Source organism: Microbacterium plantarum, from assembly GCF_035231185.1.
Classification (GTDB): Bacteria; Actinomycetota; Actinomycetes; order Actinomycetales; family Microbacteriaceae; genus Microbacterium; species Microbacterium plantarum.
Genome location: NZ_CP141117.1, coordinates 2,821,373 through 2,845,263, shown reverse-complemented (window position 1 = coordinate 2,845,263; position 23,891 = coordinate 2,821,373). Strand labels below are relative to the sequence as shown.

Genomic DNA, 23,891 nt, shown 5'->3' with positions numbered 1-23,891 from the left:
CAGATGCTCGATCCGGCGCGGTGGTGTATGTCGGCGGTGGGTGGGTCAGGGGCGGCCCATGCCGCGGTAGTCCCAGCCGGCTGCGCGCCAGGCGTCGGCGTCGAGGCAGTTGCGGCCGTCGACGATGAGCCGGCCGGCGGTGAGCGTCGCGGCGTGCGCGGGGTCGAGCTCGCGGCGGTACTCGTCCCACTCGGTGACGACGATGACGGCGTCGGCGGCGCGGAGGGCCTCGTCGCGGTCCTGGACGTAGTTCAGCTGAGGGTGGATGCGGCGGGCGTTCTCGATCGCCTCGGGGTCGGTCACGGTGACCCAGGCACCGAGACCGTGCAGGCGTACGGCGACGTCGAGTGCGGGGGAATCGCGGGTGTCGTCGCTGTGCGGCTTGAACGCGGCGCCGAGCACCGTGATGTTCTTCTTGAACACCGATCCGCCGAAGGCGCTGACGACGAGGTCGACGGCGCGGTCGCGGCGGCGCATGTTGATGGCGTCGACCTCGCGCAGGAACGCGACCGACTCGCCGCGGCCGAGCTCTTCGGCGCGAGCCGAGAACGCGCGGATGTCCTTCGGCAGGCAGCCGCCGCCGAAGCCGATGCCGGCCCCGAGGAAGCGGCGGCCGATGCGGGCGTCGTGGCCGATCGCGTCGGCCAGGGTCGTGACGTCGGCGCCGGTGACCTCGGCGATCTCGGCCATCGCGTTGATGAAGCTGATCTTGGTCGCGAGGAAGGCGTTCGCGGCGACCTTGACGAGCTCGGCTGTGGCGAGGTCGGTGATGATGAACGGCGTGTTCTTGGCGACCGAGGGGTGGTAGACCTCCCGCAGGATGTCGGCGGCGCGCTCGCCTTCGGCACCGGCGGGGACGCCCGCGACGAGGCGGTCGGGGTCGACGGTGTCTTGCACCGCCCAGCCCTCGCGCAGGAACTCGGGGTTCCAGACGAGCGTGGCGCCGGTGGGGGTCACGCGCTCGGCGAGCGTGGCCGCGGTGCCGACGGGGACCGTCGACTTGCCCGCGACGATGTCGCCCTCGGCCAGGTGCGGGATGAGCGCGTCGACGGCGGCGTTGACGTAGGTGAGGTCGGCGGCGTAGCCGTCCTTCTGCTGCGGGGTGCCGACGCCGATGAAGTGGACGGCGGCGCCCGCGGCATCCGCCATGTCGGTCGAGAAGCGGAGTCGGCCCGACGCGAGGCCGTCGCTCAGGATCTCCTGCAGACCGGGCTCGAAGAAGGGAGCTTCGCCGTTGGAGAGCGAGGCGATCTTGCGCTCGTCGACGTCGATTCCGACGACCTCGTGACCGATGGATGCCATGGCGGCAGCGTGGACCGCACCGAGGTAACCGCAACCGATGACCGACAGACGCATCATGCTCTCTCTCCGCGGCCCCGACGGCACCGACACTCTTTCATACCAACTTCCCGTGACGCGGGTGTAAACGACCCACCCGCGTCACGGGAACGATCAGCCCGCCGGAAGCGGTCCGTACAGCGCCGGCGTCGTCCGCGCGCCGGTCGCCTGCTCGAACGAGAACGCCAGACCCAGCAGGGTTCCTTCGGCGAAATCGCGTCCCAGGAACTCGAGGTTCACGCCGGCGCCGGGGATCTGCTCGGTCGCGCTCGCCTGCCCCATCGGCACCGTCACGGCCGGAAGGCCCGTGTTCGGGCTCAACCGCATGTTGCTGCCGACCGTGCCGTAGGGGGTGCCGCTGGGATAGATGATGGCGTCGATGTCGTTCGCGTCGAGGAACTCCGTGACGATCTGCTTTCCGCGGGCGAGTTGCAGCGTGTGCGATCCCGCCGGTCCCGCCCAGTCCTGGTACTGCTGCGGGGTGACGGTCGAGCGCGGCCCGTACGTCGATGGGCCGCGGTTCGGCGCGATGTTCGGCGACTGCGCGATGGCCGCGAGGCTCCGGGCGCTGACCGCCGGGTTCAGGTAGTCGTCGATGTAGCCCTGCAGGTCGTACCCGAACTCGACGGCGCTGCCGCTTCCCTCGCTCAGGATGCCGTTGAATCCCTCGGGCGCCGCGAGCTCGACGACCTCCGCGCCCTGCGCTTCGAGCGTCTCACGCGCAGCGCTGAACAGGCGCTGCGTCGTGGCGTTGCTGCCGACCATGTTCTGCGAGGTCGGCAGACCCGTGATCACGGCGATGCGCGCGCCGCGGAGGGCGTCGGCGTCGAGTGAAGCGGTGTAGCTGGCGGGGACGAGCCCCTCCTGGCGAGCTGTCACCGGATCCGCCGAATCGGCGCCCACGACGGCGTCGAGAGCGACCGCCGCGTCGGTGACCGAGCGCGCCATCGGGCCGCCGGTGTCCTGCGAGAGCGCGAGCGGCACGATGCCGTCGCGGCTCGCGAGTCCGACCGTCGGACGCACGCCCACGAGCTGGTTGTAGGTCGACGGGATGCGGATCGAGCCGCCCGTGTCGGTGCCGAAACCGATCGCGGCGAGGTTGCTCGCAATGGCGGCGCCCGTCCCGCCTGACGATCCGCCGGAGCTGCGGTTCGTCGCGTACGGGCTCGAGACGGTGAGGGCGGTGCCGGCCGGCTGGTAGGCCGACCACTGCGACGACAGGTTGATCGCGAACTCGTCCATGCTCGCTTTGGCGAGGATGACCGCGCCGTCGGCGCGCAGGCCCTCGACCATGTGCGCGTCCGAGGCGGTGCGGTTGTCGTTCCAGCATCCGCAGCCGGCCGTGGTGGGCATGTCGACGGTGTTGTAGTTGTCCTTCACCGCGATCGGCACACCGAGCAGCATGCTCGTCATGCCCTTCTCGGCGCGAACGGCGTCGGCTGATGCTGCGGCGGCGAGGGCAGCGGCGTCGCCGGTCGTGACGATCGAGTTCAGCGCTCGTCCGCCGGGCTCGATCACCGTGCGGTCGTAGGCAGCGATGCGGTCGAGATACTGCTGGGTGAGCTCGACCGAGGTGACGACCCCGGCGTTCATCGCCGCCTGCATCGATACGATGTCGGCCTCGACGATCTCGAAGGGACCGTCGTCGTAGATGGCTCGCTCGGAGACGAGGGCGATGTCGGATGCCGTGATCGCCCCGTCGCCGTCGAGGTCGTACGCGGCCGCCTCCGCCCAGTCGGCGTCGGTGTCGGTGCTGCCGATGAACGCCGCGACGACGGCGAGGTCATCGGTGGTGACCCTGTCGTCGCCGGTGAGGTCGAGCTCGGTGTAATAGGGCGCGAGGAACGCGGCCCCGGCGGTGGGCTCGGCCGCGGCGGCCTGGGCGGCGGCTAGGGCGACGGGCGCCGCAGCGGCGGGGGCGGCGACACCGCAGGTCAGCAGCGCGCCGACGGCGACGGCGACGCCGGGGGCGATCAGACGGCGGTTCATGCGTTCACCGCCCGACGGCGCAGGACGATCACGGTGCCCGCGGCGAGGAGGGCGGCACCGAGCGCCGCGCTCAGCACGATGGGCGTCGCGTCGCCGCCGGTGGCCGAGAGCGATCCGCTCGCGGCTCCGCCGCCGGAGGCGGAACTTCCGGATCCGGCAGCCGGGGTGCCCACGACGGGCGCGCTCGCCGACGGTTCGGGTTCGGGTTCGGGTTCGGGTTCGGGCTCGGCGACGGGAAGGGCGGCGATCGTGATGTCGGTGGTCGCGGCATCCGTCGCCGTCGCCGTCTCGCCGGTGCCGCCGACGAGGCGGACGGTCGGGAGCGTGATCTCGGCCGTCCCGGCGCCCTCGGCGGTGAACGAGAGCGTCGCGAGAGTGAGGGGAGCGGCGGGGTCGGACGCGAGGCCGGGCGAGGTGCCGAGGCGGGAGTGGGTGACGGTGATCGTGCCGCTCGCGGTCTCGCGCGCGGCGGTGAAGCCGCCGTCGGGACCCGTCGCCGAGTCGTCGACGTAGTCGAGCAGAGCGCCCGGCACGGAGACGTCGAGGTCGTAGGCGTAGAGGTCGACGACGTCGGTCGCCGTGAGGACGACGTCGATCCGATCGCCTTGCGTGGCGGTGGCGGCGACGCCGATCGCGAAGGTCGCGGTGGGTGGTGCGGCCACCGCGGCCGGCGCCGCGGCGAGTGCCGCGGTCAGCGCGACGACGCCGGCGAGGGCGGGCGCGAGGGTGATCGATGGGCGAGCAGGCATGCGGAAGCAGCCCCTTTCCTGGGTCGGGTGCACTCAGGACGACAGGCTCTCGTGGGGCTCCGAGCCCACGGTCCTCGGGGGATGTGCCGAGCTTGGCAGGACAGCGTTTCCTGCCGGTGTCGGTGCGTTACGCGCCGGTTTCGCCAGCCTCGCCGCGGAGGCCGGCCGCGAGCCGGCCGTCGAACTCGCGTCGGCCCGCCTTCGTCAGCGAGGCGGAGGGTGCGGCATCCGCATGCGTGATGCTGACGAGCCCCTCGCGTTCCAGCGCGCTCAGGTGCCCCTGCACGCTCGGCTGCTCGCCGTTCCCGTGCCCGAGGCTCTCTGCCAGGACGTCGACGCGCGCCGACGTGACCGGGCGGAGGGCGGCGCTCAGCCGGAAGCGCTGGGCGTCGGCGAATGGGGCCGCAGAGCGCGGAGCGCGGGCGAACGGGCGGACGACGTCGGCGGCGAAGGTGCGGTCGTAGGCGGTCACACCCAGGAACGAGACGACGAGACCGGCACCGGCCGTGAGCGCGATCCAGCCGCGCTGCCCGATCACCGCGAGGGCCATCGAGGTGACGGCGAGCCCGAGGACGACGACCGCGAGAGCGAAGCCCACGGCCCAGCTGCGCCATCCCGCCGGCAGGTCGATCGCCATGCCGAGGCGGCGGCGGAAGAACATCTCGACACCGACGAGCGCGCCGACGACCACGACGAAGGCGACGATCGTCGGGATGCCGACGCCGAGGGCGGGTACGGCGATGATCAGGGCGAAGCAGACCGATTGCGCGAGCGAGGCGGCCGGCGAAGCTCTGCGGAAACGTTGGGCCAGGCGGCGGCGGTCTTCGGCCACCGTGCGGAACAGGTCGTGGATCGGGGCGGAGTGGTCGGTCGTTTCGATCGCCATCACTCCACTCTGTCAAACCTGCGGCCCCGGTGCGGCGCACCGCGCGTAGCCTCGATTCATGACTCCCGTCACGCTCTCGCTGTCGCACGACTTTGCTGACGCGCTGCCCGCGCTCGCGCGGCCGTGGTCGGCGGATCCGGCGCCCGCGCCGCGGCTGCTCGTGCTCAACGAGGCGCTCGCCGACGAGCTGGGGCTGGATGCCGGGTTCCTGCGCAGCCCCGAGGGGGTCGACCTTCTCGTGGGTGCCGCGCTGCCGGAGGGCGCGCAGCCGGTCGCCCAGGGTTACGCCGGTCACCAGTTCGGCGGTTTCTCGCCGCGGCTCGGCGATGGGCGGGCGCTGCTGCTGGGCGAGCTGACCGCGCCGGACGGATCGCTCCGCGACATCCATCTGAAAGGCTCCGGACCGACGCCCTTCGCGCGGGCCGGCGACGGGCTCGCGGCCGTCGGGCCGATGCTTCGCGAGTACGTGATGAGCGAGGCGATGCACGCGCTCGGCATCCCGACGACCCGGTCGCTCGCCGTCGTCGCGACGGGGCGCGAGGTGCTGCGTGAGGCGGCGCTGCCGGGAGCGCTGCTCGTGCGGACGGCGTCGAGCCATCTGCGGGTGGGCAGCGTCGAGTTCGCTCGAGGGACGGGCGACATCGCCGTGCTGCGCGCGGTCGTCGACTACGCCATCGCGCGGCACCACCCCGAGGCGGCGGACGAGGACGTGCCCGCGCTCGGACTGTTCCGCGCGGTCGTGGCGGCGCAGGCCGACCTCGTCGCCCGCTGGATGCTGGTCGGCTTCATCCACGGCGTGATGAACACCGACAACATGACGCTGTCGGGCGAGACGATCGACTACGGCCCGTGTGCCTTCCTGGATGCGTACGACCCGGCGACCGTGTACAGCTCGATCGACACCGGCGGGCGTTACGCCTACGGCAATCAGCCGTACATCGCCGAGTGGAACCTCGCGCGGCTCGCCGAGGCGATGCTGCCGCTGTTCGACGACGACCTCGAACGCGCGGTCGAGCTGGCGCAGGGCGTCCTGGCGGAGTTCCGGCCCCGGTTCGCCGAGGCCCGGGCGGCGGGCATGCGGCGCAAGCTCGGGCTCGCCGATGCGCGAGTCTCCGATGAGCAGGTCGAGGCGCTCGCCGGTGACTTCCACGAGATGCTCGAGCGCAAGCGCGCGGACTACACCTCGACGTTCCGGTCGCTGTCTGCTGCCGGGCGGGGCGACGCGGCCGGTCTCGAGGCGTCGCTCGGCGCGGATCCGGCGCTGGCCGGCTGGCTCGATCGGTGGCGCGTACATGCGCCCGACGCCGAGGTGATGGATGCCGCGAACCCGATCTACGTGCCGCGCAACCATCTCGTCGAGGAAGCGCTCGCCGCGGCGACCGCCGGGAACCTCGAGCCGCTCGGCTGGCTGACGACCGTCCTGTCGACCCCGTTCACCGAGCGCGCGGGCGCGGAGCGGTACGCCCAGCCGGCGGGTCCGGACTTCGCGGCCGGCTACCAGACGTTCTGCGGCACCTGACCGGATCGGAACGCGCGCGGGCGGTCCGTATTGCGACGCTCGTACCGCGCGTGCGTGGCGCGGCGATGCGCGTCCCGCGATGATGACGGCGGGGCCGCGCGGGGGCGCGGCGATGGGGGAGAAGAGAACATGGCCGGATCGAGCCTGCGCGCCGATGGCAAGCCGTCGTTCCTGGCGCGTCCGATGTCGCGCAAGGCGGCGCTGATCACGTCCGGGTCGGCGCTCGTGGCCGGGTTGCTGCTCGGCGGTGGCGCCGGAGGCGCGGGTGCGCAGTCCGAGGTGACGTCGCTGAAGGACCAGGTGGCCTCGCTCGAGACGGATGTCGCCGACGCCGAGACGGTGGCTGTCGAGAACGACACGGCGCTGACCGACGCCCGAGCGGATCTGGACGAGGCGCTCGATGACCTCGCAACGGCGACCGCGGCGCTCGAGACCGCCACCGCTCAGGTGACCGAGATGCAGACCGCGGCGACGGCGTCGCAGACCGAGCTCGATGCTCGCGCGGCCCGGATCTCGGACCTCGAGGGCCAGCTGTCCGCCCGGACGGTGCAAGCCCCCGCTGCTCAGGCACCGGCTGCTCAGGCACCCGCGGCACCGGCATTCACGTACTACGACAACTGCACGGCGGCCCGGAACGCCGGCGCCGCCCCCGTCCGGACGGGGGATCCCGGTTACGGGCGTCACCTCGACCGGGACGGCGACGGCATCGGCTGCGAGTAGGTCTCCGGGGCTCAGGGCACCTTGTGCCCGGCGGCCTGGATCAGCCCGTACCACTCGCCTCGCGTCAGGGGGATGTCGCTGCCTACGGCTGCATCCGCGACGCGCTGGGGGTTCGTGGTGCCGAGCACGACCTGCATTCCGGCGGGGTGGCGGGTGATCCACGCCGTCGCGATGGCGGTCGGGGTGACGCCGTACTTCGCGGCCAGCTCGTCGAGCTTGGCGTTGAGCTCGGGGTACTCCTCGGCGCCGAAGATGACGCCGTCGAAGAAGCCCTTCTGGAACGGCGACCAGGCCTGGAGCGTGATGCCGTTGATGCGCGAGTAGTCGACGAGTCCGCCGCCGTCACGGGTGATCGAGTCGTCTTCGCCGGCCATGTTCGACGCGAGCCCCTGGGCGATGATCGTCGAGTGCGTGATCGACAGCTGCACCTGGTTGGCCACGAGCGGCTGGGTCACCGCCGTCTTCAGCAGGTCGATCTGGCGGGGTGTGTGGTTCGAGACGCCGAAGGCGCGGACCTTGCCCGAGGATTCGAGGTGGTCGAACGCGCGGGCGACCTCGTCGGGCTCGACGAGAGCATCGGGACGGTGGAGCAGTAGCACGTCGATGCGGTCGGTGCCGAGCGCTTCGAGCGACTCCTCGGCGGAAGCCACGATGTGCTCGTAGGAGTGGTCGAAGTGCCAGTCGTCGGCGACGATGCCGGTCTTGGTCTGCAGCGTGATCTCGTCGCGCTCGGATGCCGTGAGCTTGAGCGCTTCGGTGAAGCGTCGCTCGCACGCGTGGCGCGACGAGCCGTAGAGGTCGGCGTGGTCGAAGAAGTCGACGCCGACCTCGCGGCAGCGGTCGTAGAGGGCGCGGATGTCGTCGTCGGAGAGCTCCTCGATCCGCATCATGCCCGCGACGACGTTGGGGACCTGGATGTTGCTCTGACCGAGGGGGACGCTGCGCATGATTCTTAGTATGCGCCGCGGGAGCAGGACGCGCGGCGGGGGCATGCCACCATGGGCGGATGCCGGTCGTCGAGTCGCGTTGCGTCGTTCCCGTGCCCGTCGACGTCGCGTTCGCGGTGTCGCAGACGCAGGGCGAGGTGCGGAAGCGGTGGGATCCCTTCATCCGGCGACAGCACCTGATCAGCGCGGATCGGCCCGCGAAGGGCATCCGCACGTACACGGTGCAGCGATTCGGGCTGGCGATGGAGAGCGAGTACGTCTCGTACAACCCGCCGTCGAACGTCGGGATGAAGATGACGAAAGGCTCGTGGTTCTTCGCTCGGATGGGCGGCGGATGGCGGTTCAGTCCGGTCGAGGGTGACCCCTCGCGCTCGCTCGCGGTGTGGCGCTACAACTTCGCCTGCCGTCCGGCGTGGCTCGCGCCGCTGGCGGAGCGCATCGGCGCGATCATCCTGCAGCGCGACATCGACCGGCGGATCGCGGGTTTCGCGCGCGGATGCGAGGATCCGGTCGTGCTCGCCGAAGCGGAGCGCATCCGGGGCGTGTGACGGCGCCGGGCAGCGTCGGCCAGCGCCGGCCAGTTCAGAAGGGCGGCGGCTCATCGTTGCCCACCACGGGTGGTGGCGCCCCGCCGGCGTCGGGAACGAAACACACCGACGGGATCGGAACGTCTTCGCGGTAGACCCGGCCCAGGGGTGAGGTCCATTCCAAAACCCCGCCGCCGATCTGCCTGACCTCCCATTTCGTGAATTGCTTCATCGAATGGTGTCGTTGGCAGAGGTGCGCGAGGTTGAAGATGTGGGTGTGCCCGCCGAGGGCGTAATCGATGGTGTGGTCGAGTTCGCAGCGGATGGCCGCCCTCCGGCATCCGGGGAATCGGCAGTGCTGATCTCGTGCTTTGAGCAGTCTGCTCATCGCCGCGGTCGGCCGGTAGGTGTCGACTTCGACCGGGGTGCGGGTGATGGGGTCGATGAAGAGCCGGTTCCAGATTTTGGCGCGGCCGGCGAGCTTGCGGGCGGTGTCGGCGTCGATGAGCGCGGCGCCCACGAGCTCGGCGGGGGCGTCGTCGACGCCGGTCACCGTCTCGGATGTCAGCGTCACCTGGACCTGCGCCCGGATCGCACCCAGCGGCCCGGCGGCGTCGCTGCCGTACGTCGGGTCGATGACAGGGGCGCCCCCGAGCAGTAGGTCGCCGAGGATGTCGGCGCGCAGCTGATCCATCGTGCGGACATCAGGCGCGCCACCATCGGCCGGCGCCGCAGCATCCGCCGCCGCAGAACCCTCACCCGCGACAGCATCCCCTGCCGGACCATCCGCAGGCGCCCCCGCAGCGGTAGCACGGGCATCCTTGACGGTCTGCGCCATGGCGGTGAGGCGGTCGTGGATGCCCGCGGCGATGACCGTCGGCAGGGTGGCGCCGAGCTCGGACATGCCGTCGGTGCCGTGCGTCACCCAAACGCCTCGCTTCGCCGCGGCGGTGCGGTGTCGCTCGGCGAAGGACTCGGACCCCATGCGGGCGGCGAGGTTGCGGAGCGGCTCTCGCACGCGCGAGGCGATGTCGCGCTCGCAGATCGAGATCGCCTGCCGCGCATAGTCGTCGCGGATGTCGTCGGCGAGGCCGCATCCCATCCGGACGACGACGTCGACGTGGTCGCGCGTGATGCGCTGCTGCTCCCACGCCTCGAACACAGCGGGGTAGTCGTCGACGATGGTCAGCGCGTGGTCGATCTCGTTCTGCGCGCGGCGGTCGTGCGACCGTCGCACCCCGGCGATCTCCGCAGCGATCGAGCGCATCTCCATGTCTGACCCCATGCCGCGCGGCCGCTCGCCGGAGCGCGCAGCGACGCTCAGAGCGCTGCGCCCCGCCTCGGCGAGCGCACGGGTCATGGCGATGTTCGCCGCGTGGAGCAGGTCGTCTGCCTGACACACCCGATCGACGATGCCCGCGTACGGCGAGCTCGACGAGCCGGCATCCGGTTCGTGTGCGCTTTCGCCGTGCGTTGTCATGTTCCCATTATTGCCAGGGGGTCGGACATTCACCTCGAATATCCGTACATCTGTGGAGAACAATTTTGCGGCTCGGTTGGGGAGGAATGGGCGGCCCCGGCGGAGCCCGTTTCTCTACAGGGAGCTCCTGGATTTGTCGTTTCTCCATGACGAATCGAGGGTTGACCCGGCAGACGGGCCGGTTGGCAGTGCCGACTCACGTGGTAGTTGCGGTGGAAATCGCGAGTGCCACGGCGGGGACGATCAGCACGAGGCTTGCAACGGTCCACGAGATCACCTCCGCGGCTCGCGCCCACCCTTCGCCGCGCTCTTCCGGCGGTGAGACCGTGGCGATCTGTTCGCGCGCTGCGGCGGCGAGTATCAGCCCGAGGGGGAACACGACGCTGACGAACGGACTGATGACAGCGAGCCGGTTCAACGGCAGCGTCGCAGGGCGCCTGCTTTCGTCCCGCAGGACACCGTCGTGGAGCCTGTTCGCCTTGCTTTCTGCGAGCTTGATTGCGATCGCTCGGAGAAGCCGGCTCTCGGCGGGACCATCGTCGGAGCGCGGCCGCCGTCGCCGGCCGGTGAGATAGAACGCCATGCCGGCGTTGCTGCAGGTGACGACGGCGAATCGAAGAAGAGCGTCGGCCGCAGCGCGGACCGGGTTCGTCCCGTCGGCCGATTCGATACTCGCGATGACGATCGTCCCCGAGACGCCGACCACGGCGAGGATGAACGGCAAGAACGCGGGTGTGAGCGGTGACCACCGGCGGCGAGCGGCCGCGACGAACGTGTCGTACACGGCAGCCGTGACGAAGACGGCGAAAGCCGTCAATGCGGCGGCGCGCGCCACGACCACCTCAATGTCGGCAGGTGTGACCGCGTTGAGCACGAGGAGCTGAGCAACCACAAGACCGACGATGCGCGCAATGTCGCCGATCACCCCACGCACGGATGACGGCCCCGCGCGGAGCTTGAGCGCGGAAAGGGCTGCGCGCTGTTCTTCCGCGGCAATCTTCCGGCGCGTGCGACGCACAGCTGGGTCGGTCGGTGGGAGGGGGACTGCCGCAGCGGCGTCTGCCGCGAAGAGCGCTAGGAGGATTCCAATAGCTATCGGGCCGAAGCCGCGCACCAGGTCGATGCCGGTCGGCGCGGATTCGATCATGTAGGGGATGGCGATGTAGATGCCCAAGCCGAGCGAGGTGGGCACGAGCAGCGCGGCGATCAGTGTGAGTAGTTGCTGCCGTCCTGCCGATGCTGTGGGCTGTTGAAGCGCCCCGGGGTCTCGTACGGCGAGTTGCAGAGTGGTGACGAACAGGCCGACGACACCGAACGCGGCGAGTGCGTCGCCGCCGTCGAACCGTGGCAGGACGAGCCGGGGCGCGTCTGGGTTGAGCTGGGTGAGGGCGAAGAGTGAGACGAGCGCGAGGGCGGCGACTCCGCGACCCAGCGTTGCGCCCAGAGTCCGTGCGTACTGCGAGAAGTCCTCGTCATGGGCTCGCAGCAAGTCGGCGAGATCGTCCGCGACCGATTCCTCTTCGGCAACCGGATCGGTGTCGGCGGGTGCGCTCAGCGAGGCATTACGAGGCGGCCGTCGGCTACGCAAGAGCATTGTCGCGAGGACTCTCATAAGGCGATTCTGCCGGTGGGCGCCTCGCCGTCGTGACGGCGCCGGGCATCTGACTTCGCCCGTCAGGTTGCGCCGATGTCACTCGCGTGGACGCGCGAAAGGCACGCAGGTGACCGTGATCGCTAGAGTGGCGCCGCGGGGACATGCGGTCGCTTCGGCAGACGCGGCAGTGCCCGCTCGAGCCGGGCGGTGACCGATTGAACGTGATGCGACGGAGCGTGGCGCGAAGGCCGCGCCGCCTGTTCGTCGCGACCGTCGGGTGCGTCGCCCTCGTGCTCGCGGTGAGCGCGTGTTCGCAGGGGCGCGTCGACCCGCAGGAGTACGACCCGTACACGGTGGCGCAGCGTGCGGATGCGGCGGCGGCGGCCGAAGCAGCGCTTTCGCGCGCGGCGGGCGGGGTCGTGCTGACCACGGAGACCACGGATGTCTGCTCGCCGGGGCGGAGGAACTGGTGGGTCCAGGATCTCAGCGCGTGGACCTGCTCGCGTTCCTCTCGATGGCTCGTTGCGGCTGCGAGCGGCGACCCGGGGGAGGTGATCGCCGGATATCGGGCTCATCTGACCGACGCCGGATGCACGGTCGACGAATCGTCATACGGGATGGTCGAACGCTACTGGGCTGACTGGGGAGTCGCGGGGATGTATGAGAACGGTGACCCCTACACCGTCGACGACCTTCCCTCGGCGTCTGCGATGTGCGACAACCAGTCGGTGGGCATCGCTTTTCGGACGCCCGCTGCGGTGCGGGCCCCTGCCCCCGCGCTCTCATCCGCACTCGTGATCGAATACGACGCTTTCGAGCTCGAAGCGGTGACCGGCGCCGGAATACCCTTCGTCGTCGTGCTCCGCACGAGCCGGGGCTACCACTCCGTTTCGTGGACGGGCGAGATCAGCGGGAAGGACGAGGATGACGCGGAGTCGGACTTCCCGCCCGGCTGGTGCGCCTGTTACAGCGGAAGCGACTGCGACTGCCCGGGCGGATAGAGCCGTCACCGGGTGAGAGCCACGTGCGCGTTCGGTCAGCGACTGCGGTGACTGCGGCGTTGGCCGTAGGCGGCGGCCGTCGCGATCGCGGCGACGGCGAGCAATGCGGCGGTGGGGAAAACGGTGGTGTCCACGGAGGCTCCTCGCGGTCGTCGGGTGCGCGCCACGCTACGCGCAAGACGGATGCCGCGGGCGGCTCGGTTGTGGCGGAACCTCAGCGCCGGCGCAACCCGACCGGTAGTCGATACGGGTGGTAGCCCTGGGTTTGCTCAGGCCTCCTGTGCCCGCGGCGTAAGCGGCGTATCGTCGCGTCGTGTCGGGAGCGGGGTGCCGACGTGCATCGATCAGGGGCGGTCCGCGGAAGGGGAGTAACCATGCGCAAGTATCGAGTGACTCACATCTACGACGCAGCCTATGGCTGGCGCCAGGTGCAGCCCTTCGTCCTGACCGCTGACATCCGCGATGAGCTCGTGCGGGGCGGATGCAGCATGGTTCGAGTCCGCTCAGGGCTCACGCACCGAAAGCTCTCGCTCCTCCGGGTACGCGACCTGCACTGAGGCGACCGCAGATTGCTGGGTGCAGCGCTTCTCAGCCAGCGCCACGGGCTCGATGAATCTACGCGGCGGCGTAGCCCTCTCCCGCGCGGATGCAAAGCGCGCGGATGCCGCGGAGCCTGGCGAAGAGGTGTTGTCACGCACGGCGGACGGGGCGGTGCTGACCACGCTGACCTCGAATGTCTGCACATCGGGCAGGAAAGATCGGTCGGTCCACAAATACACCGAGGCGTGAGGAAAGGACGCGCAACCTGAACGCCTTCGTTACGGCTGACGAGGCGTCGTTCGGGAGGGTCGAGAGCTACTGGTCGGAGCTCAGGGTTGCGGGGCAGTTCCTCGACGGCGACCGTGTATGAGGCGACCGGGGATGCCTTTGTGTCGACGGGCCGCCCGCATGAGATGAACTATCGGACACGATAGGTGAGGGGCGATCGACGAATAACGTGAGGATGTACGGCGCAGTCGGCGACGCGTCTGACAGCACCGAAGTGTCCGCGACGATGCTGGAGGAGGCAAAGAACGCTCGTCGCTCCGGCACGCCGTCCAGCATGAGCGATGGTGCGGGGACCTACGTGATCGAGCTCCCGGCCGGTAATTTCACGATCAAGCAGCTGAACGGGCTGCTCGCATCGAAGCTCCCGCAGGGAAGACGGTCGAGCTGAAGATCGAGGGTGCTGGCTGGACGCTCATAAACACCATTCTTGACCCCGGCGTGCCGAGGCAAGCCCTGTGTTTCAACGACGACTGGCTGGGACTCCGGTTCGAAGGCATCCGATCCGTCGCTAAGCAGGCTGACTCGACCTTCATGCGGTCATACACCACTCATTCCGCGCAGGGCTGCACGTGCATAGTCGTCGCGTGGCGGGGGCGGAAGTACGGCATCGATCTTCAGGAGAAAAACAACAACTCTGAGTTCCGGTTCATCGGGGGCGCGACCTCCAAAACGCAGAAGCACGGGTCGTTCCTCTACATCGGAACGACGAACGCCAGCGACCAGTTTCTCAAATACTGGGTCTACGGGTTCGAGCACTGGTCAACCTCCGCGCCGATCATCGACGCCGCCAAGGGCGGATACTTCCATCTCTCCGATGTCCACGTCTCCGACTGGGGGACTGAGCTCACTGCGCCGGGGTGCATCTTCAACTTGCGTGGCACGCCCACTCGTTCGGCGTGCAGGGCTTCACCGCCAACGGAATGTGTTTCGAGGCTAAACCTGCGTTCGCGGGCCTCCTCTTCTCTGAGTGGGCCGACGGAAACGTCTCGATCGAGCGCGACTCGTCGTCCCGGGTCAACGGGTTCACATACGCGGACAACATCTCCATCAGCCTCGAGAACGTTCCCGGTGTGATGTACCACTTCCATGACTCACACCTACCCGGCGGCATCAAGGTGAAGTACGCCGTCAACGCCTGGCAGGCCCAGCACTTCATCGTTTTCTCGAACACCGTGTGGCGTCAGCGGTTTACCCCGTCGGAAGTTGTCACCTGGGACGGGACGGGACGGGGCGGCGGCAGGCGGCCTCGTGGTGCGTCCGATGGTTCGCTTGGAGAACTGCCGTGGCACCACGCAGGACGCCTGCAACGCGGCCGGTTCGTCGGTTTAGGACGCAGCCGTCGGTGACGGGGACATTGTGTAAGCGAGAAAAGTGCTCCATCGTCCTCAAGGAAGGCGCGCGTAGGCCGGCATCGTCCGCGATCTACGCCGCGCTACCACTGAGAGCGATCATCACCGGGCTCACGGCGCTCGGGCCAGCTGGTGTCGTGACAGAGGCAGACGGGGGCAGGTGGACCCTGTCCACAACTGAGTCGACTCCGACACAGATCGCCCAGGTCGCCGTTGCAACGGCGCTATGCGCGGGCTTCAATCGGACGCAGGAACCCGCGGTGCCGTTCCTTTGCGCCTCGCGCGAGAAGGCGACTGTCAAGGTGGCGCCTACGGGGGCTACCCAAGGGATCCGGTCGGCACTCATCCTGCTCGAGGGGTACTGGTGAGTCCTCGCCCTGCTCGCCCGTTTCGCAGCCCAGTGCGCTGCGAGCGGGCGAGCAGGGCGAGTCCGCGACGAACTAGCTCCACAACCATCAAGTACACGAGTAGCCGGCTGGCAAGCCGCAGGTTGTACTGGGTCATCTGAAGCGCGAACAGAACGACAAAGCCCATGATGAGACCTGCGTAGAGGAGGCGTCCGTCGACGACGCCCCGGCGAATGATGTTCTCGAAGTACCCAAGCAAAACGCCCACGCCGCCCAGAATGATGACAACTGCGTCCCATCCCACATTGCCAAGCTCACCGATACCAGCCATCGGCGTGTACGCGTTGAGTCGCAACCGCTGTGAGATGTCGTAGAAACCTGCCGCATCGCCGGGAATTGGGTTGAGGGATACGGCGATGTCGCCCCAACCGACCGGTGCGCCGCCGTATGCCGACTGGCCGATGATGGGAAAGCTGATGAAGATGTTGTTCAGCGCACTCAGATAATCGGCGCGGAACCAATCGTGGCTCATCAATATCGAAGTGTAGGGTGCGATTCCGTGCGTCGGGCTTGACCTGAAGTCGAGTGGGAGTGGAAGCAGCAGGAAAGTCACGACGGCGCCGAGCAATAGCCCCCAACGTGCCCATCTTGTGTTCCCGGCGAGGAACACGCCGAGCGCGAATAGGACGGGGATCAGCGCGAAACGTCGGGATCCGTATGAACCGATCATCAAGACGTATCCCAGCAAGATCAGGATGGCGACGAACCGGGTGCCTCCGGACGCGCGAGCCACGATGTACCCGAGCACGACGATCACGAGCGTTGTGAGCTGGGTGACTACTGACGATGCGAATGACCCTTGCTCGCCGAAGAGATAGCTGGCTCGGCGCACGAACGGCTCGATGCCCACCGTCGCCACGGAATACACGAGGGGCAAAGCCGTCAACGCTAGGACCACAGGGTGGGCCCTGGGGGCGGTCCACGAGAGCTTGGCTGGACGTGCGACCGGGTCGCGACGGTTCAACGCGGTCGCTGTGGCCACCCCGGTCATGATGACCACCGCGGCGCTCACGGATATGAGACCGAGGGTTCGAGCCGCTGTCACCTCGTCGAGGCGAATGATTATCGAGGCCCCGCCCTGTCCGTATAGCGCGTCGCGCAACAAGTATCCGACTGCTCCGACGACAGCGAAAAGCAAGCCGCAGATTGCGACAGGGGAGATGTACAACGGGTTGAGTTCGACCGCGCAACAGCCCATGCGGTGAACGGCAGCACTAGTGCGCCGACATGGAAGACGGTGTCTGTGGTAGCGCCGGTGATGATGAGTGCCAATGCGACACCGGCGGCAGCGAACGCGCCGAGCGCGAGGCGTGTGAGCGGCGAGGATGCCGTGCCCGTGTCAGAAGACACATCACTCCTTGCGGGTCGAGCGAGCAAGGCCCCAAACGAGAAGAGTCAGACCGCCCCCTTAGTATATGAGAGCCCACGGGTCGAAGTAGACACCATTGATGCAACCGCCACCATCCCCGCTGAGGTCGCCTCCGTCCTCGATGACCTCATGGGGCAGGCAATCGTCACCCCGACCGCGGATGTCCCTACCCTGGCGGTCACTGGACCCGGTGGGCTTCACCGGTGTCCGGTGTCGATTACCCCTTCTCGACGTCGCGGGTCACGTCGCTCGGGACCTTCGATGTCGCTGTGTCCAGTTCGGGGCCTCCTACCTTCAGAATCAGTCCGCCGGCCAGAGCGGGTCCGGCGCGGAGACATGGGCCCGGCAGTTCGTCACCGATGCCGCCGACATCGTGATCCCGTTCCGCACAGCTGGGTGTTCATGGACGGACGTCCTGTCGGATGCGAACCGTTCGTGCCGGCGGCATCATCGGTGTCTGCGGGATCGAAGTCCTTCCTCCGCCTGACGTTCTCAGGTGAGCGGAACCGAGTGATCCGCATCTGCGGTGCCCAGGCCGCCTTCGGCGGAGTTTCCGTGCCGGCGGGGAAGAGCATCGTTGCCGCGCTCAAGGCCGAGGCCATCCGCCTCTTCGCCCACGGAGACTCCTGGCCCGGAGGGTCCGACGATGGCGGGTGGCCCCTCGCCCCAGAGACGTTCTCGCGGCAATGCTGGGTTGGGAGGTGATGTACGGCGGTATCGGAGGCATCGGGTACAAGAAGACTGCCAACCCCTTCGGCTCCGAGTCCCGCCTCGCTGCCCTTCTCGCCTTCGCGCCCTAATACGCGCTCATCAGCGGCTCCATTAACTACAACGACCAGACACCGTCGGGCATTCAGGCTGCCGCGTCCGTCCTTTATGGGTGGTACGCGACCAATCTGCCGGACACGAAGCTCATCGTCGTTGGGCCGCAGCCGGTCAGTGGCGGGTACGCGACTCATGCTCCCCACCTCGCCAACGTCGCAGCTGTGAAGGCCGCAGCGGCGTCCGCATCGAACGTGCTGCTGTTCATCGACCCCACGACGGAGCGGTGGTCCTCCGGGACCGGGAAGTCCGACGCGCCGACTGGCGACGGCAATGCGGGCTTCTTCGTCGGCCCGACGAACCTGCACCCGTCCCGACTGGGCTCACGGTTCTACGCTCGCATGATCGCAGCTCGGATCGTGACCCATCTCCAGCGCATTGGCCGGTCCTGGAATCGCTGGGAGGGTAACCCCATCGCGCAGCCTGTGCGGCCACTGCTCGACACCATCGACGCGAGGCTCATCGCCGACTACGACGCGTCGTGCCTTCTGACGCTCGCGAATGGCGCGGCCGTCACATCGTGGCCCGCGCGGCGCGGCGACGGGAACGTGCCTCTAGTGCAAGGTGTTGCGGCGAGCCAGCCCACCCTTGCCCAGTCCGACGCGGGAGGGAAGCCGACCGTCCGCTTCGACACCGACGACTTCCTCGAGACGGCGCTTTGGGGAGTCGAGTACCCGCAGCCTGTCACGCTGTTTTTCGTGCATCGGGAGGGCGCAGAGGTCCCCGGGAGCAACGACCTCACTCGCGGTTCCGCGTCGGCTCAGCGTCAGGTTCGGTTGCTTTGTTCGGGCCGTCGGCTGGCGGTGGAAACGCTGGCCTCCACATCATCGGTGTGCGGGCCAACGCGCTCGCTGCCTCGCCCGGCCACGGGCGTTCGGCCAGTCTCCACTTGGGGGCGGCTCGCTTAAACGGCAACGGTGACTCCTACTACTGGCACAACCAGAGCAAATCGGGGGGCCCGCTGGTCGTCGGCGCGGCGTCCCTCGCGACCGCAGGCTTGACGTCGCTGCGACTGCTTTACAGCGGCGCGATGAGCGACAGCGACATCGGCCGGATGATCACCTACCTCGCGAGTAAGTGGGGGATCAGTTTCTAGGGCAGAGCGAGTGTCGGAGCGATGAGGCCACCGATCTGGTCGGCGAGGAACTGGTGACCCGTATCATTCGGGTGGATCCCGTCCGCGCCGATCAGGTCGGGCCGGTCCGCGAACCATTCGACCGCGTCGACAAACTGGAATCCGTTCTCGGCGGCGACGTCCCGGACCGCATCGCGAGCTGCGATCAGCGTTGACGGCACACTCGCGCCGCGCGCCAGTTCGGGGCTGGGCGGCCCGACCACGATGACGGTCGCGCCCGGGGCGCGCTCACGAAGTGCGGCGAATGCGCTCCGGACGCCCTCAGCCGTAACGTCGTAGCCGTCTTGGTCGTTCAGGCTCCCGAAAATCACTACGGCGCGCGCATCGGCGGGCACGGCGGCGACGAGCTTGGTGAAGTTGTGTTCGTCAGCCAGCGTGTACCCGTTGCCACCGAACGCGGACACCGCGGAGCGGATCGGCAGGCGCTCAGCTAGCAGTGCCGGGTATCGGGCCGGGTCGCCTGAGTCTTCCCTGGAACCTGCCGTGTACGAGTCGCCGACGAACACCGCAAGCGGCAGAGCTTCCGCGGGTGTACCGAAGTTGAACGTCGGGATGGGGCGCGGCTGACGGTTCGGGTCGGCGGCGACGGTCGCGGGGCGGAGGGCGAGCGCCCCAGCCGCCATGACGAGGACGAGCGCGAGTCCACCGACGATGCCCCACAACGGCATCCCGCCGAACTCCTGACGCCAGATGCCTCCGGGCTGGTCGTAGCTACCGCGGCCGCGTCGTTTCCCCATGCGCGGATTCTACGGGAGCGCTCACCCTGCACCTCACGTCGATGCGTTCCACGGCTAGCTCACGCACTTAGCCGAGCAATCTCGTGCGTGCTAGGGGTCACGAAAGTGCTACCGGTCTCCGGGCCTGGGGATGCCCTGCTGCCACCGTAATTCCGCGACCACAGGTCAGCGCCTGGGCGCTCCACGACGCGGTCAGGCGCGGCTCGACAGTGCGAGAGTAGTTCCCCCAGATTCCCGGAGTGAGCGCGAGGGCGTCGTCGCGGCCACCCGCAGCAGGGGTGAACTCGCTATGGCACGGCGGGATCGCGGGTATTGGTTGCGTGTGCAGATCACGCGCCGCAGGACGTCGAGCAGGTGCCGGCTTCGACCCATGTCCGGTTTGTCACCACGCCGGCGACGAAGATGCCGTCGTACGCCGACACCGTCGTCCGCTACGCTCGCGGCTGGATTGCTGGCGGGCCTACACATGGGCGGGTTCACGGCTGTGGTTGCGGGGGCGTTCAGATCTGTGCGGTCGGCGGCCTGCTCGCCATCAACGTCTGGTCCGCCGCGCGTGACGGCGGCGCGTCGTGATCGTCGTCCTCTGTTGCAGGCTCCTGGTGTTCTGGGTAGCCACTTTGCTCGGAGTGACGTGCCTTGCAGCGCCCCGATCGAGAAAGGGTCTCCGAGTTCAAGGCTGCGGACCCGGCTTGGACCGGCAAGGAAGAGCGAGCCAACACGGGCCAGATCAAGAACGGTTGACAACCTGCGCGTCGCGTCTTCGGCGTGCGACTCGCGGGATGACCCAGATCAGCGGGGGGCAAAGAGTAGTACTTTCCACCCGGCTGGTGCGCCTGCCACAGTGGCGGTGACTGCGGCTGCCCGGGCGGGGAAGGGGTCCCGGTCAGGCTAGATAGTCGCCGACCCACCAATCCGAGATCTCAGCCATCGCCTGGGCCGTCGATCTGTGCAGCGGCGCAGCGTGGAACGCCTCGAACGCGGCCTGATCACTGAAGACCCCATCCTCCACGATGACGCGGCCTTTACGTCGGTCCAGAGAAAGCTCGACCGCCCACGACTGGATGCCGGGCAGAACGGCGAGTGACCGAAGCGCATCGATCGCTTCGGTCACTCGTTGGTCCGAGACCTCATCGTGGATGCGGAACAGCACGATGTGGCGGAACGTGCTCACTCGCGAATGCGCTCCACGTTCTCGTGGTACCAGGCCACGGTGCGCTCCAAGCCCTCTTGCAGCGAGATCTGAGCGGTCCAGCCGGCCTCGGCGAGCTTCGATACGTCGAGCAGCTTCTGCGGCGTGCCGTCGGGCTTCGAGGTGTCCCACTCGGTCTCGCCCTGGAAGCCGGTGACGTCGGCGATCGTCTCGGCGATTTCGCGAATGGTGACGTCAGACCCGGTGCCGACATTGACCTGCTCGGGGCCGTCATAGTGCTCGAGCAGGTGGAGCACGGCATCCGCCATGTCATCAGAGTGCAGGAACTCGCGACGCGGGGTTCCGGTGCCCCAGTTCGTCACTGAGCTGGCACCCGAACGTGCCGCCTCGTCGTAACGACGGATGAGCGCGGGCAGGACGTGAGATCCCTGCGGCGAGAAGTTGTCGTTCGGCCCGTAGAGGTTCGTCGGCATGGCCGAGATCCAGGGGAGCCCGTACTGCCGCCGAACCGCCTGGGTGTGAAGGATGCCGGCAATCTTCGCGATCGCGTAGGCATCGTTCGTCGGCTCCAGATGGCCCGTCAGCAGCGAGTCCTCGCGGATGGGCTGCTCGGCGAACTTCGGGTAGATGCACGACGAGCCGAGGAAGGCGACACGCTCGACGTCGTTCGCGAGCGCGGCATCGAGCACGTTGGTCTGGATGCGCATGTTGTCGCTGAGGAAGTCGACCGGGTACGTGCTGTTCGCCATGATGCCGCCGACCTTGGCCGCCGCCAGCACGACGTACTTCGGCTTGATCTCGCCGAGATACGCGAAGACATCATCGCGGTTCTTGAGGTCGAGCTCCTTCGACGTCCTTCCGACGACGTTGGTGAACCCGGCCTTCTCGAGCCGGCGCACGATGGCGGAACCGACGAGCCCGCGGTGACCTGCGACATAGAACGTCGCGTCGCGGTCGAGCTCGCCCGGCGTGTAGGTCAGGCCGTCGCTGGCGGTCACTTGTGACCCCACGAGGCGAGCTTCACGGTGTCGATCCAATCGGGGCCCTGTTCGAGTGCTTCCACGTCAGCATCAACCATGAGCTTCGCCAGTTCCTTCCCATCAATGGTGGGAACCCAGCCGAGCTTGTCCGCAGCCTTGGCGGGCTCGCCGATGAGTGCGTCGACTTCGGTGGGGCGCAGGTAGCGCTCGTCGAACTTCACGAACTCCTGCCAGTCGAGCCCGACGTGTCCGAAGGCTGTCTCCAGGAAGTCGCGGATCGTGTAGCCGACACCCGTGGCGAGAACGAAGTCCTCCGGCTCGTCGACCTGCAGCATCCGCCACATGCCTTCGACGTACTCGGCGGCGTAGCCCCAGTCGCGGATGGAGTCGAGGTTGCCGAGGTAGATGTCCTTCTGAACACCTGCCTTGATGCGAGCGACGGCACGGGTGATCTTGCGGGTGACGAAGGTCTCGCCGCGGCGTGGCGACTCGTGGTTGAAGAGGACGCCGTTGACCGCGAACATGTCGTACGCCTCGCGGTAGTTCTTCGTGATCCAGTACGAGTAAAGCTTCGCGACGCCGTAGGGCGAGCGCGGGTAGAACGGAGTCTCCTCGTTCTGCGGCGGGGGAGTGGCGCCGTAAAGCTCTGAGGTCGACGCCTGGTAGAAGCGGGTCGTGATGCCCGAGAGGCGGACCGCCTCAAGCAGCCGGATCGTTCCGGTACCGGTGGTGTCGGCCGTGTGCTCGGGCTCGTCGAACGAGACACGCACGTGCGACTGCGCGGCCAGGTTATAGACCTCATCGGGGTTGATCTCGGACATCAGCGTGACCATGCGCGCGCCGTCGGAGAGGTCGCCGTAGTGGAGGAAGAGCTTGGCGTTCGGATCGTGCGGGTCGACGTAGAGGTGGTCGATGCGGTGCGTGTTGAAGGTGGACGCACGGCGGATCAGCCCGTGCACCTCGTATCCCTTCGACAGCAGCAGCTCCGCGAGGTAGGAGCCGTCCTGGCCGGTGATGCCGGTGATGAGTGCGCGCTTAGTCAAGATGAAGATCCGTTCAGGGGGCTGTCGCCAGTGGAGGGTGCCTCGTGCTGCTCATGTCCCCTACGGATGAGCTGCACCAGTAGGTTAGCGAACCGATCGATCGCGAATGATTCGTCGAGCACGGTCTCTCTGTATCGTCGACCGTTCGCACCCAGCGCGTCGGCGCGCGCGGTATCACGACCGAGAGAAACGGCCGCTTCGAGGAGCGCTGACGGAGAGCCCGCCGGGACAACCACTCCCGCCTCAGCGGCGCGAATCTCTTCGGCCGTGATGCCGTTCTCGTCAGTAGCGGCCAGTACGGGGCGGCCTGTCGAGAAGTATGAGGTGAGCTTGCTCGGCACAGCCATCTCGGAGACCCCGGGCTTCTCGTTCACAAGGAGAACATCGGCGGCGGTCAGAGCTGTGGCGAACTGAGCGTCTGGCAAAGGGTCGAGGAAATCGAGTTGAGTCACGCCCTCGGCCGATGACTCGAGCGCGGCGCGCTCGCCGCCGTTCCCGAGAAGGACGAAACGTACGCCGGCCTCAGTATCAGCCGAAAGACGAGCGGCTTCGACGACGTTCTCTAGCCCCTGCTTGACCCCCATGTTGCCGGCGTGCAGTACGACGGTCTCGTCACCCCACCCGAGGTTCTTGCGCGCCGCTGGCCGGTCCACCGCGGCCGCGGGGGGAAGGTGCGTCCAGTTCCGGACGACAGCGATGTGGTCGGGATCGAGCCCGAAGTCGACGGCGACGCGGCGAGCAAAGCGGTCGTGGATCACGACCACTTTGTCAGCTCGCCTCAGAACGAGACCCTCGACCAGCCGCATGATTCGCGCGGTGAGGCCCGCTCCCTGCCCTGTCTCGGTGAGCCCAAGGCTGTACAGATCCTGGACCCACACCACCGTTGGCGTATTCCTGTGGGCAACTCTCGCGCGGAGCATCCCGGCGCACGAGGCGAAGAGTGCCGGTGAAACGAACACCAGAACATCCGGTCTGCCCCAACGAGTCGTAACGGCCCGGATACCGAAGGTGATCTCCGAGAGCAGCCTCCTCAGACCCGTTGGAGGGCGCGGCACGTAGTGCCGGACTCGGTGCACCGCGACCGACGCGAGATTTTCACGGCGCGACCACTGGCCGTAACCTGGCGCGACCTTCCAGTCCGGATAATGAGGGTGAGCCGTTACCGCTCGCACGCGGTTTCCGCGGGCGGCGAGGCCCCGAGTCATCGCTCCGGTGTACGGGGCGATGCCTGTGGGCTCCGGGGGGTAGTTGATGCCGACTACAGTGACAGCGGGGGCATCATTCGGCATACCCTCGACCATATAGCGGGCATCGTTTCGCA

General features: G+C 68.1%; 22 protein-coding genes. 9 read left to right on the top strand and 13 right to left on the bottom strand.

Translation table 11 applies throughout. The features are described from left to right. Window positions 1-45: 45 nt before the first annotated feature. The 4 genes from VC184_RS13670 to VC184_RS13655 form a co-directional block, all read right to left on the bottom strand. The gene (locus VC184_RS13670; protein ID WP_323987773.1) at window positions 46-1,356 is read right to left on the bottom strand and encodes a UDP-glucose dehydrogenase family protein; all 1,311 of its coding nucleotides are present in this window, start codon (window positions 1,354-1,356) and stop codon (window positions 46-48) included. A 96-nt stretch (window positions 1,357-1,452) separates the two neighbouring features. Next, on the bottom strand, window positions 1,453-3,327 hold the full coding sequence (locus VC184_RS13665; protein ID WP_323986618.1) for an amidase family protein: 1,875 nt from the start codon (window positions 3,325-3,327) through the stop codon (window positions 1,453-1,455). After that, a complete protein-coding gene (locus VC184_RS13660; RefSeq protein WP_323986617.1) occupies window positions 3,324-4,076 on the bottom strand; it encodes a cohesin domain-containing protein in 753 nt (250 codons plus the stop codon). Before VC184_RS13660 ends, VC184_RS13665 begins: the two co-directional genes overlap by 4 nt. Before the next feature lie 127 nt (window positions 4,077-4,203). Continuing rightward, window positions 4,204-4,962, bottom strand: a complete 759-nt coding sequence (locus VC184_RS13655; RefSeq protein ID WP_323986615.1) for a hypothetical protein — start codon at window positions 4,960-4,962, stop codon at window positions 4,204-4,206. A 58-nt stretch (window positions 4,963-5,020) separates the two neighbouring features. On the opposite strand from VC184_RS13655, the gene VC184_RS13650 reads away from it, so the two are divergent. Both VC184_RS13650 and VC184_RS13645 read left to right on the top strand, forming a co-directional pair. Continuing rightward, entirely contained in the window at window positions 5,021-6,481 is a 1,461-nt protein-coding gene (locus VC184_RS13650; RefSeq protein ID WP_323986614.1) for a protein adenylyltransferase SelO, read from the top strand. A 129-nt stretch (window positions 6,482-6,610) separates the two neighbouring features. Then, a complete protein-coding gene (locus VC184_RS13645; RefSeq protein ID WP_323986612.1) occupies window positions 6,611-7,201 on the top strand; it encodes an excalibur calcium-binding domain-containing protein in 591 nt (196 codons plus the stop codon). Between the two features lie 11 nt (window positions 7,202-7,212). Here the strand turns inward: VC184_RS13645 and VC184_RS13640 are convergent, their stop codons facing one another. Further along, window positions 7,213-8,148: an aldo/keto reductase gene (locus VC184_RS13640; RefSeq protein WP_323986610.1), complete on the bottom strand. Its 936-nt coding sequence runs from the start codon at window positions 8,146-8,148 to the stop codon at window positions 7,213-7,215. 59 nt (window positions 8,149-8,207) lie between these two features. On the opposite strand from VC184_RS13640, the gene VC184_RS13635 reads away from it, so the two are divergent. Next, window positions 8,208-8,696 carry an SRPBCC family protein gene (locus tag VC184_RS13635; protein WP_323986608.1) on the top strand — a complete coding sequence of 163 codons (489 nt, stop codon included), beginning with the start codon at window positions 8,208-8,210 and terminating at the stop codon, window positions 8,694-8,696. A 34-nt stretch (window positions 8,697-8,730) separates the two neighbouring features. Here the strand turns inward: VC184_RS13635 and VC184_RS13630 are convergent, their stop codons facing one another. Both VC184_RS13630 and VC184_RS13625 read right to left on the bottom strand, forming a co-directional pair. Then, window positions 8,731-10,155 (bottom strand): HNH endonuclease signature motif containing protein, encoded by a 1,425-nt coding sequence (locus VC184_RS13630; RefSeq protein WP_323986606.1) that lies wholly within the window; start codon window positions 10,153-10,155, stop codon window positions 8,731-8,733. Between the two features lie 196 nt (window positions 10,156-10,351). Continuing rightward, entirely contained in the window at window positions 10,352-11,749 is a 1,398-nt protein-coding gene (locus VC184_RS13625) for a hypothetical protein (protein WP_323986604.1), read from the bottom strand. A 236-nt stretch (window positions 11,750-11,985) separates the two neighbouring features. Here VC184_RS13625 and VC184_RS13620 point away from each other — a divergent pair, with 236 nt between their 5' ends. From VC184_RS13620 to VC184_RS13600, 5 genes are all read left to right on the top strand, one after another. Beyond that, the gene (locus VC184_RS13620) at window positions 11,986-12,750 is read left to right on the top strand and encodes a hypothetical protein (RefSeq protein ID WP_323986603.1); all 765 of its coding nucleotides are present in this window, start codon (window positions 11,986-11,988) and stop codon (window positions 12,748-12,750) included. Between the two features lie 374 nt (window positions 12,751-13,124). Beyond that, window positions 13,125-13,307 carry a hypothetical protein gene (locus VC184_RS13615; RefSeq protein WP_323986602.1) on the top strand — a complete coding sequence of 61 codons (183 nt, stop codon included), beginning with the start codon at window positions 13,125-13,127 and terminating at the stop codon, window positions 13,305-13,307. Window positions 13,308-13,326: 19 nt separating this feature from the next. Then, window positions 13,327-13,539, top strand: a complete 213-nt coding sequence (locus VC184_RS13610) for a hypothetical protein (protein ID WP_323986601.1) — start codon at window positions 13,327-13,329, stop codon at window positions 13,537-13,539. 214 nt (window positions 13,540-13,753) lie between these two features. After that, window positions 13,754-13,966: a hypothetical protein gene (locus tag VC184_RS13605; RefSeq protein WP_323986600.1), complete on the top strand. Its 213-nt coding sequence runs from the start codon at window positions 13,754-13,756 to the stop codon at window positions 13,964-13,966. 508 nt (window positions 13,967-14,474) lie between these two features. Then, window positions 14,475-14,924, top strand: a complete 450-nt coding sequence (locus VC184_RS13600; protein WP_323986599.1) for a hypothetical protein — start codon at window positions 14,475-14,477, stop codon at window positions 14,922-14,924. 345 nt (window positions 14,925-15,269) lie between these two features. On the opposite strand, the gene VC184_RS13595 is transcribed toward VC184_RS13600, so the two are convergent. Continuing rightward, the gene (locus VC184_RS13595) at window positions 15,270-16,346 is read right to left on the bottom strand and encodes a hypothetical protein (RefSeq protein WP_323986597.1); all 1,077 of its coding nucleotides are present in this window, start codon (window positions 16,344-16,346) and stop codon (window positions 15,270-15,272) included. Between the two features lie 1,343 nt (window positions 16,347-17,689). On the opposite strand from VC184_RS13595, the gene VC184_RS13590 reads away from it, so the two are divergent. Further along, the gene (locus VC184_RS13590) at window positions 17,690-18,433 is read left to right on the top strand and encodes a hypothetical protein (RefSeq protein ID WP_323986596.1); all 744 of its coding nucleotides are present in this window, start codon (window positions 17,690-17,692) and stop codon (window positions 18,431-18,433) included. Window positions 18,434-18,617: 184 nt separating this feature from the next. On the opposite strand, the gene VC184_RS13585 is transcribed toward VC184_RS13590, so the two are convergent. The 5 genes from VC184_RS13585 to VC184_RS13565 all read right to left on the bottom strand — a co-directional run bounded on the left by VC184_RS13585 (window position 18,618) and on the right by VC184_RS13565 (window position 23,859). Next, window positions 18,618-19,397 carry an SGNH/GDSL hydrolase family protein gene (locus VC184_RS13585; RefSeq protein ID WP_323986595.1) on the bottom strand — a complete coding sequence of 260 codons (780 nt, stop codon included), beginning with the start codon at window positions 19,395-19,397 and terminating at the stop codon, window positions 18,618-18,620. 883 nt (window positions 19,398-20,280) lie between these two features. Beyond that, entirely contained in the window at window positions 20,281-20,568 is a 288-nt protein-coding gene (locus tag VC184_RS13580) for a Dabb family protein (protein WP_323986594.1), read from the bottom strand. Continuing rightward, complete coding sequence (locus VC184_RS13575) at window positions 20,565-21,545, bottom strand: GDP-L-fucose synthase family protein (RefSeq protein ID WP_323986592.1); 981 nt, start codon at window positions 21,543-21,545, stop codon at window positions 20,565-20,567. Before VC184_RS13575 ends, VC184_RS13580 begins: the two co-directional genes overlap by 4 nt. Then, window positions 21,542-22,570: a GDP-mannose 4,6-dehydratase gene (gene gmd / locus VC184_RS13570; RefSeq protein ID WP_323986591.1), complete on the bottom strand. Its 1,029-nt coding sequence runs from the start codon at window positions 22,568-22,570 to the stop codon at window positions 21,542-21,544. Before gmd ends, VC184_RS13575 begins: the two co-directional genes overlap by 4 nt. Further along, complete coding sequence (locus tag VC184_RS13565; protein WP_323986589.1) at window positions 22,567-23,859, bottom strand: glycosyltransferase; 1,293 nt, start codon at window positions 23,857-23,859, stop codon at window positions 22,567-22,569. Before VC184_RS13565 ends, gmd begins: the two co-directional genes overlap by 4 nt. Between the last annotated feature and the right edge of the window lie 32 nt (window positions 23,860-23,891).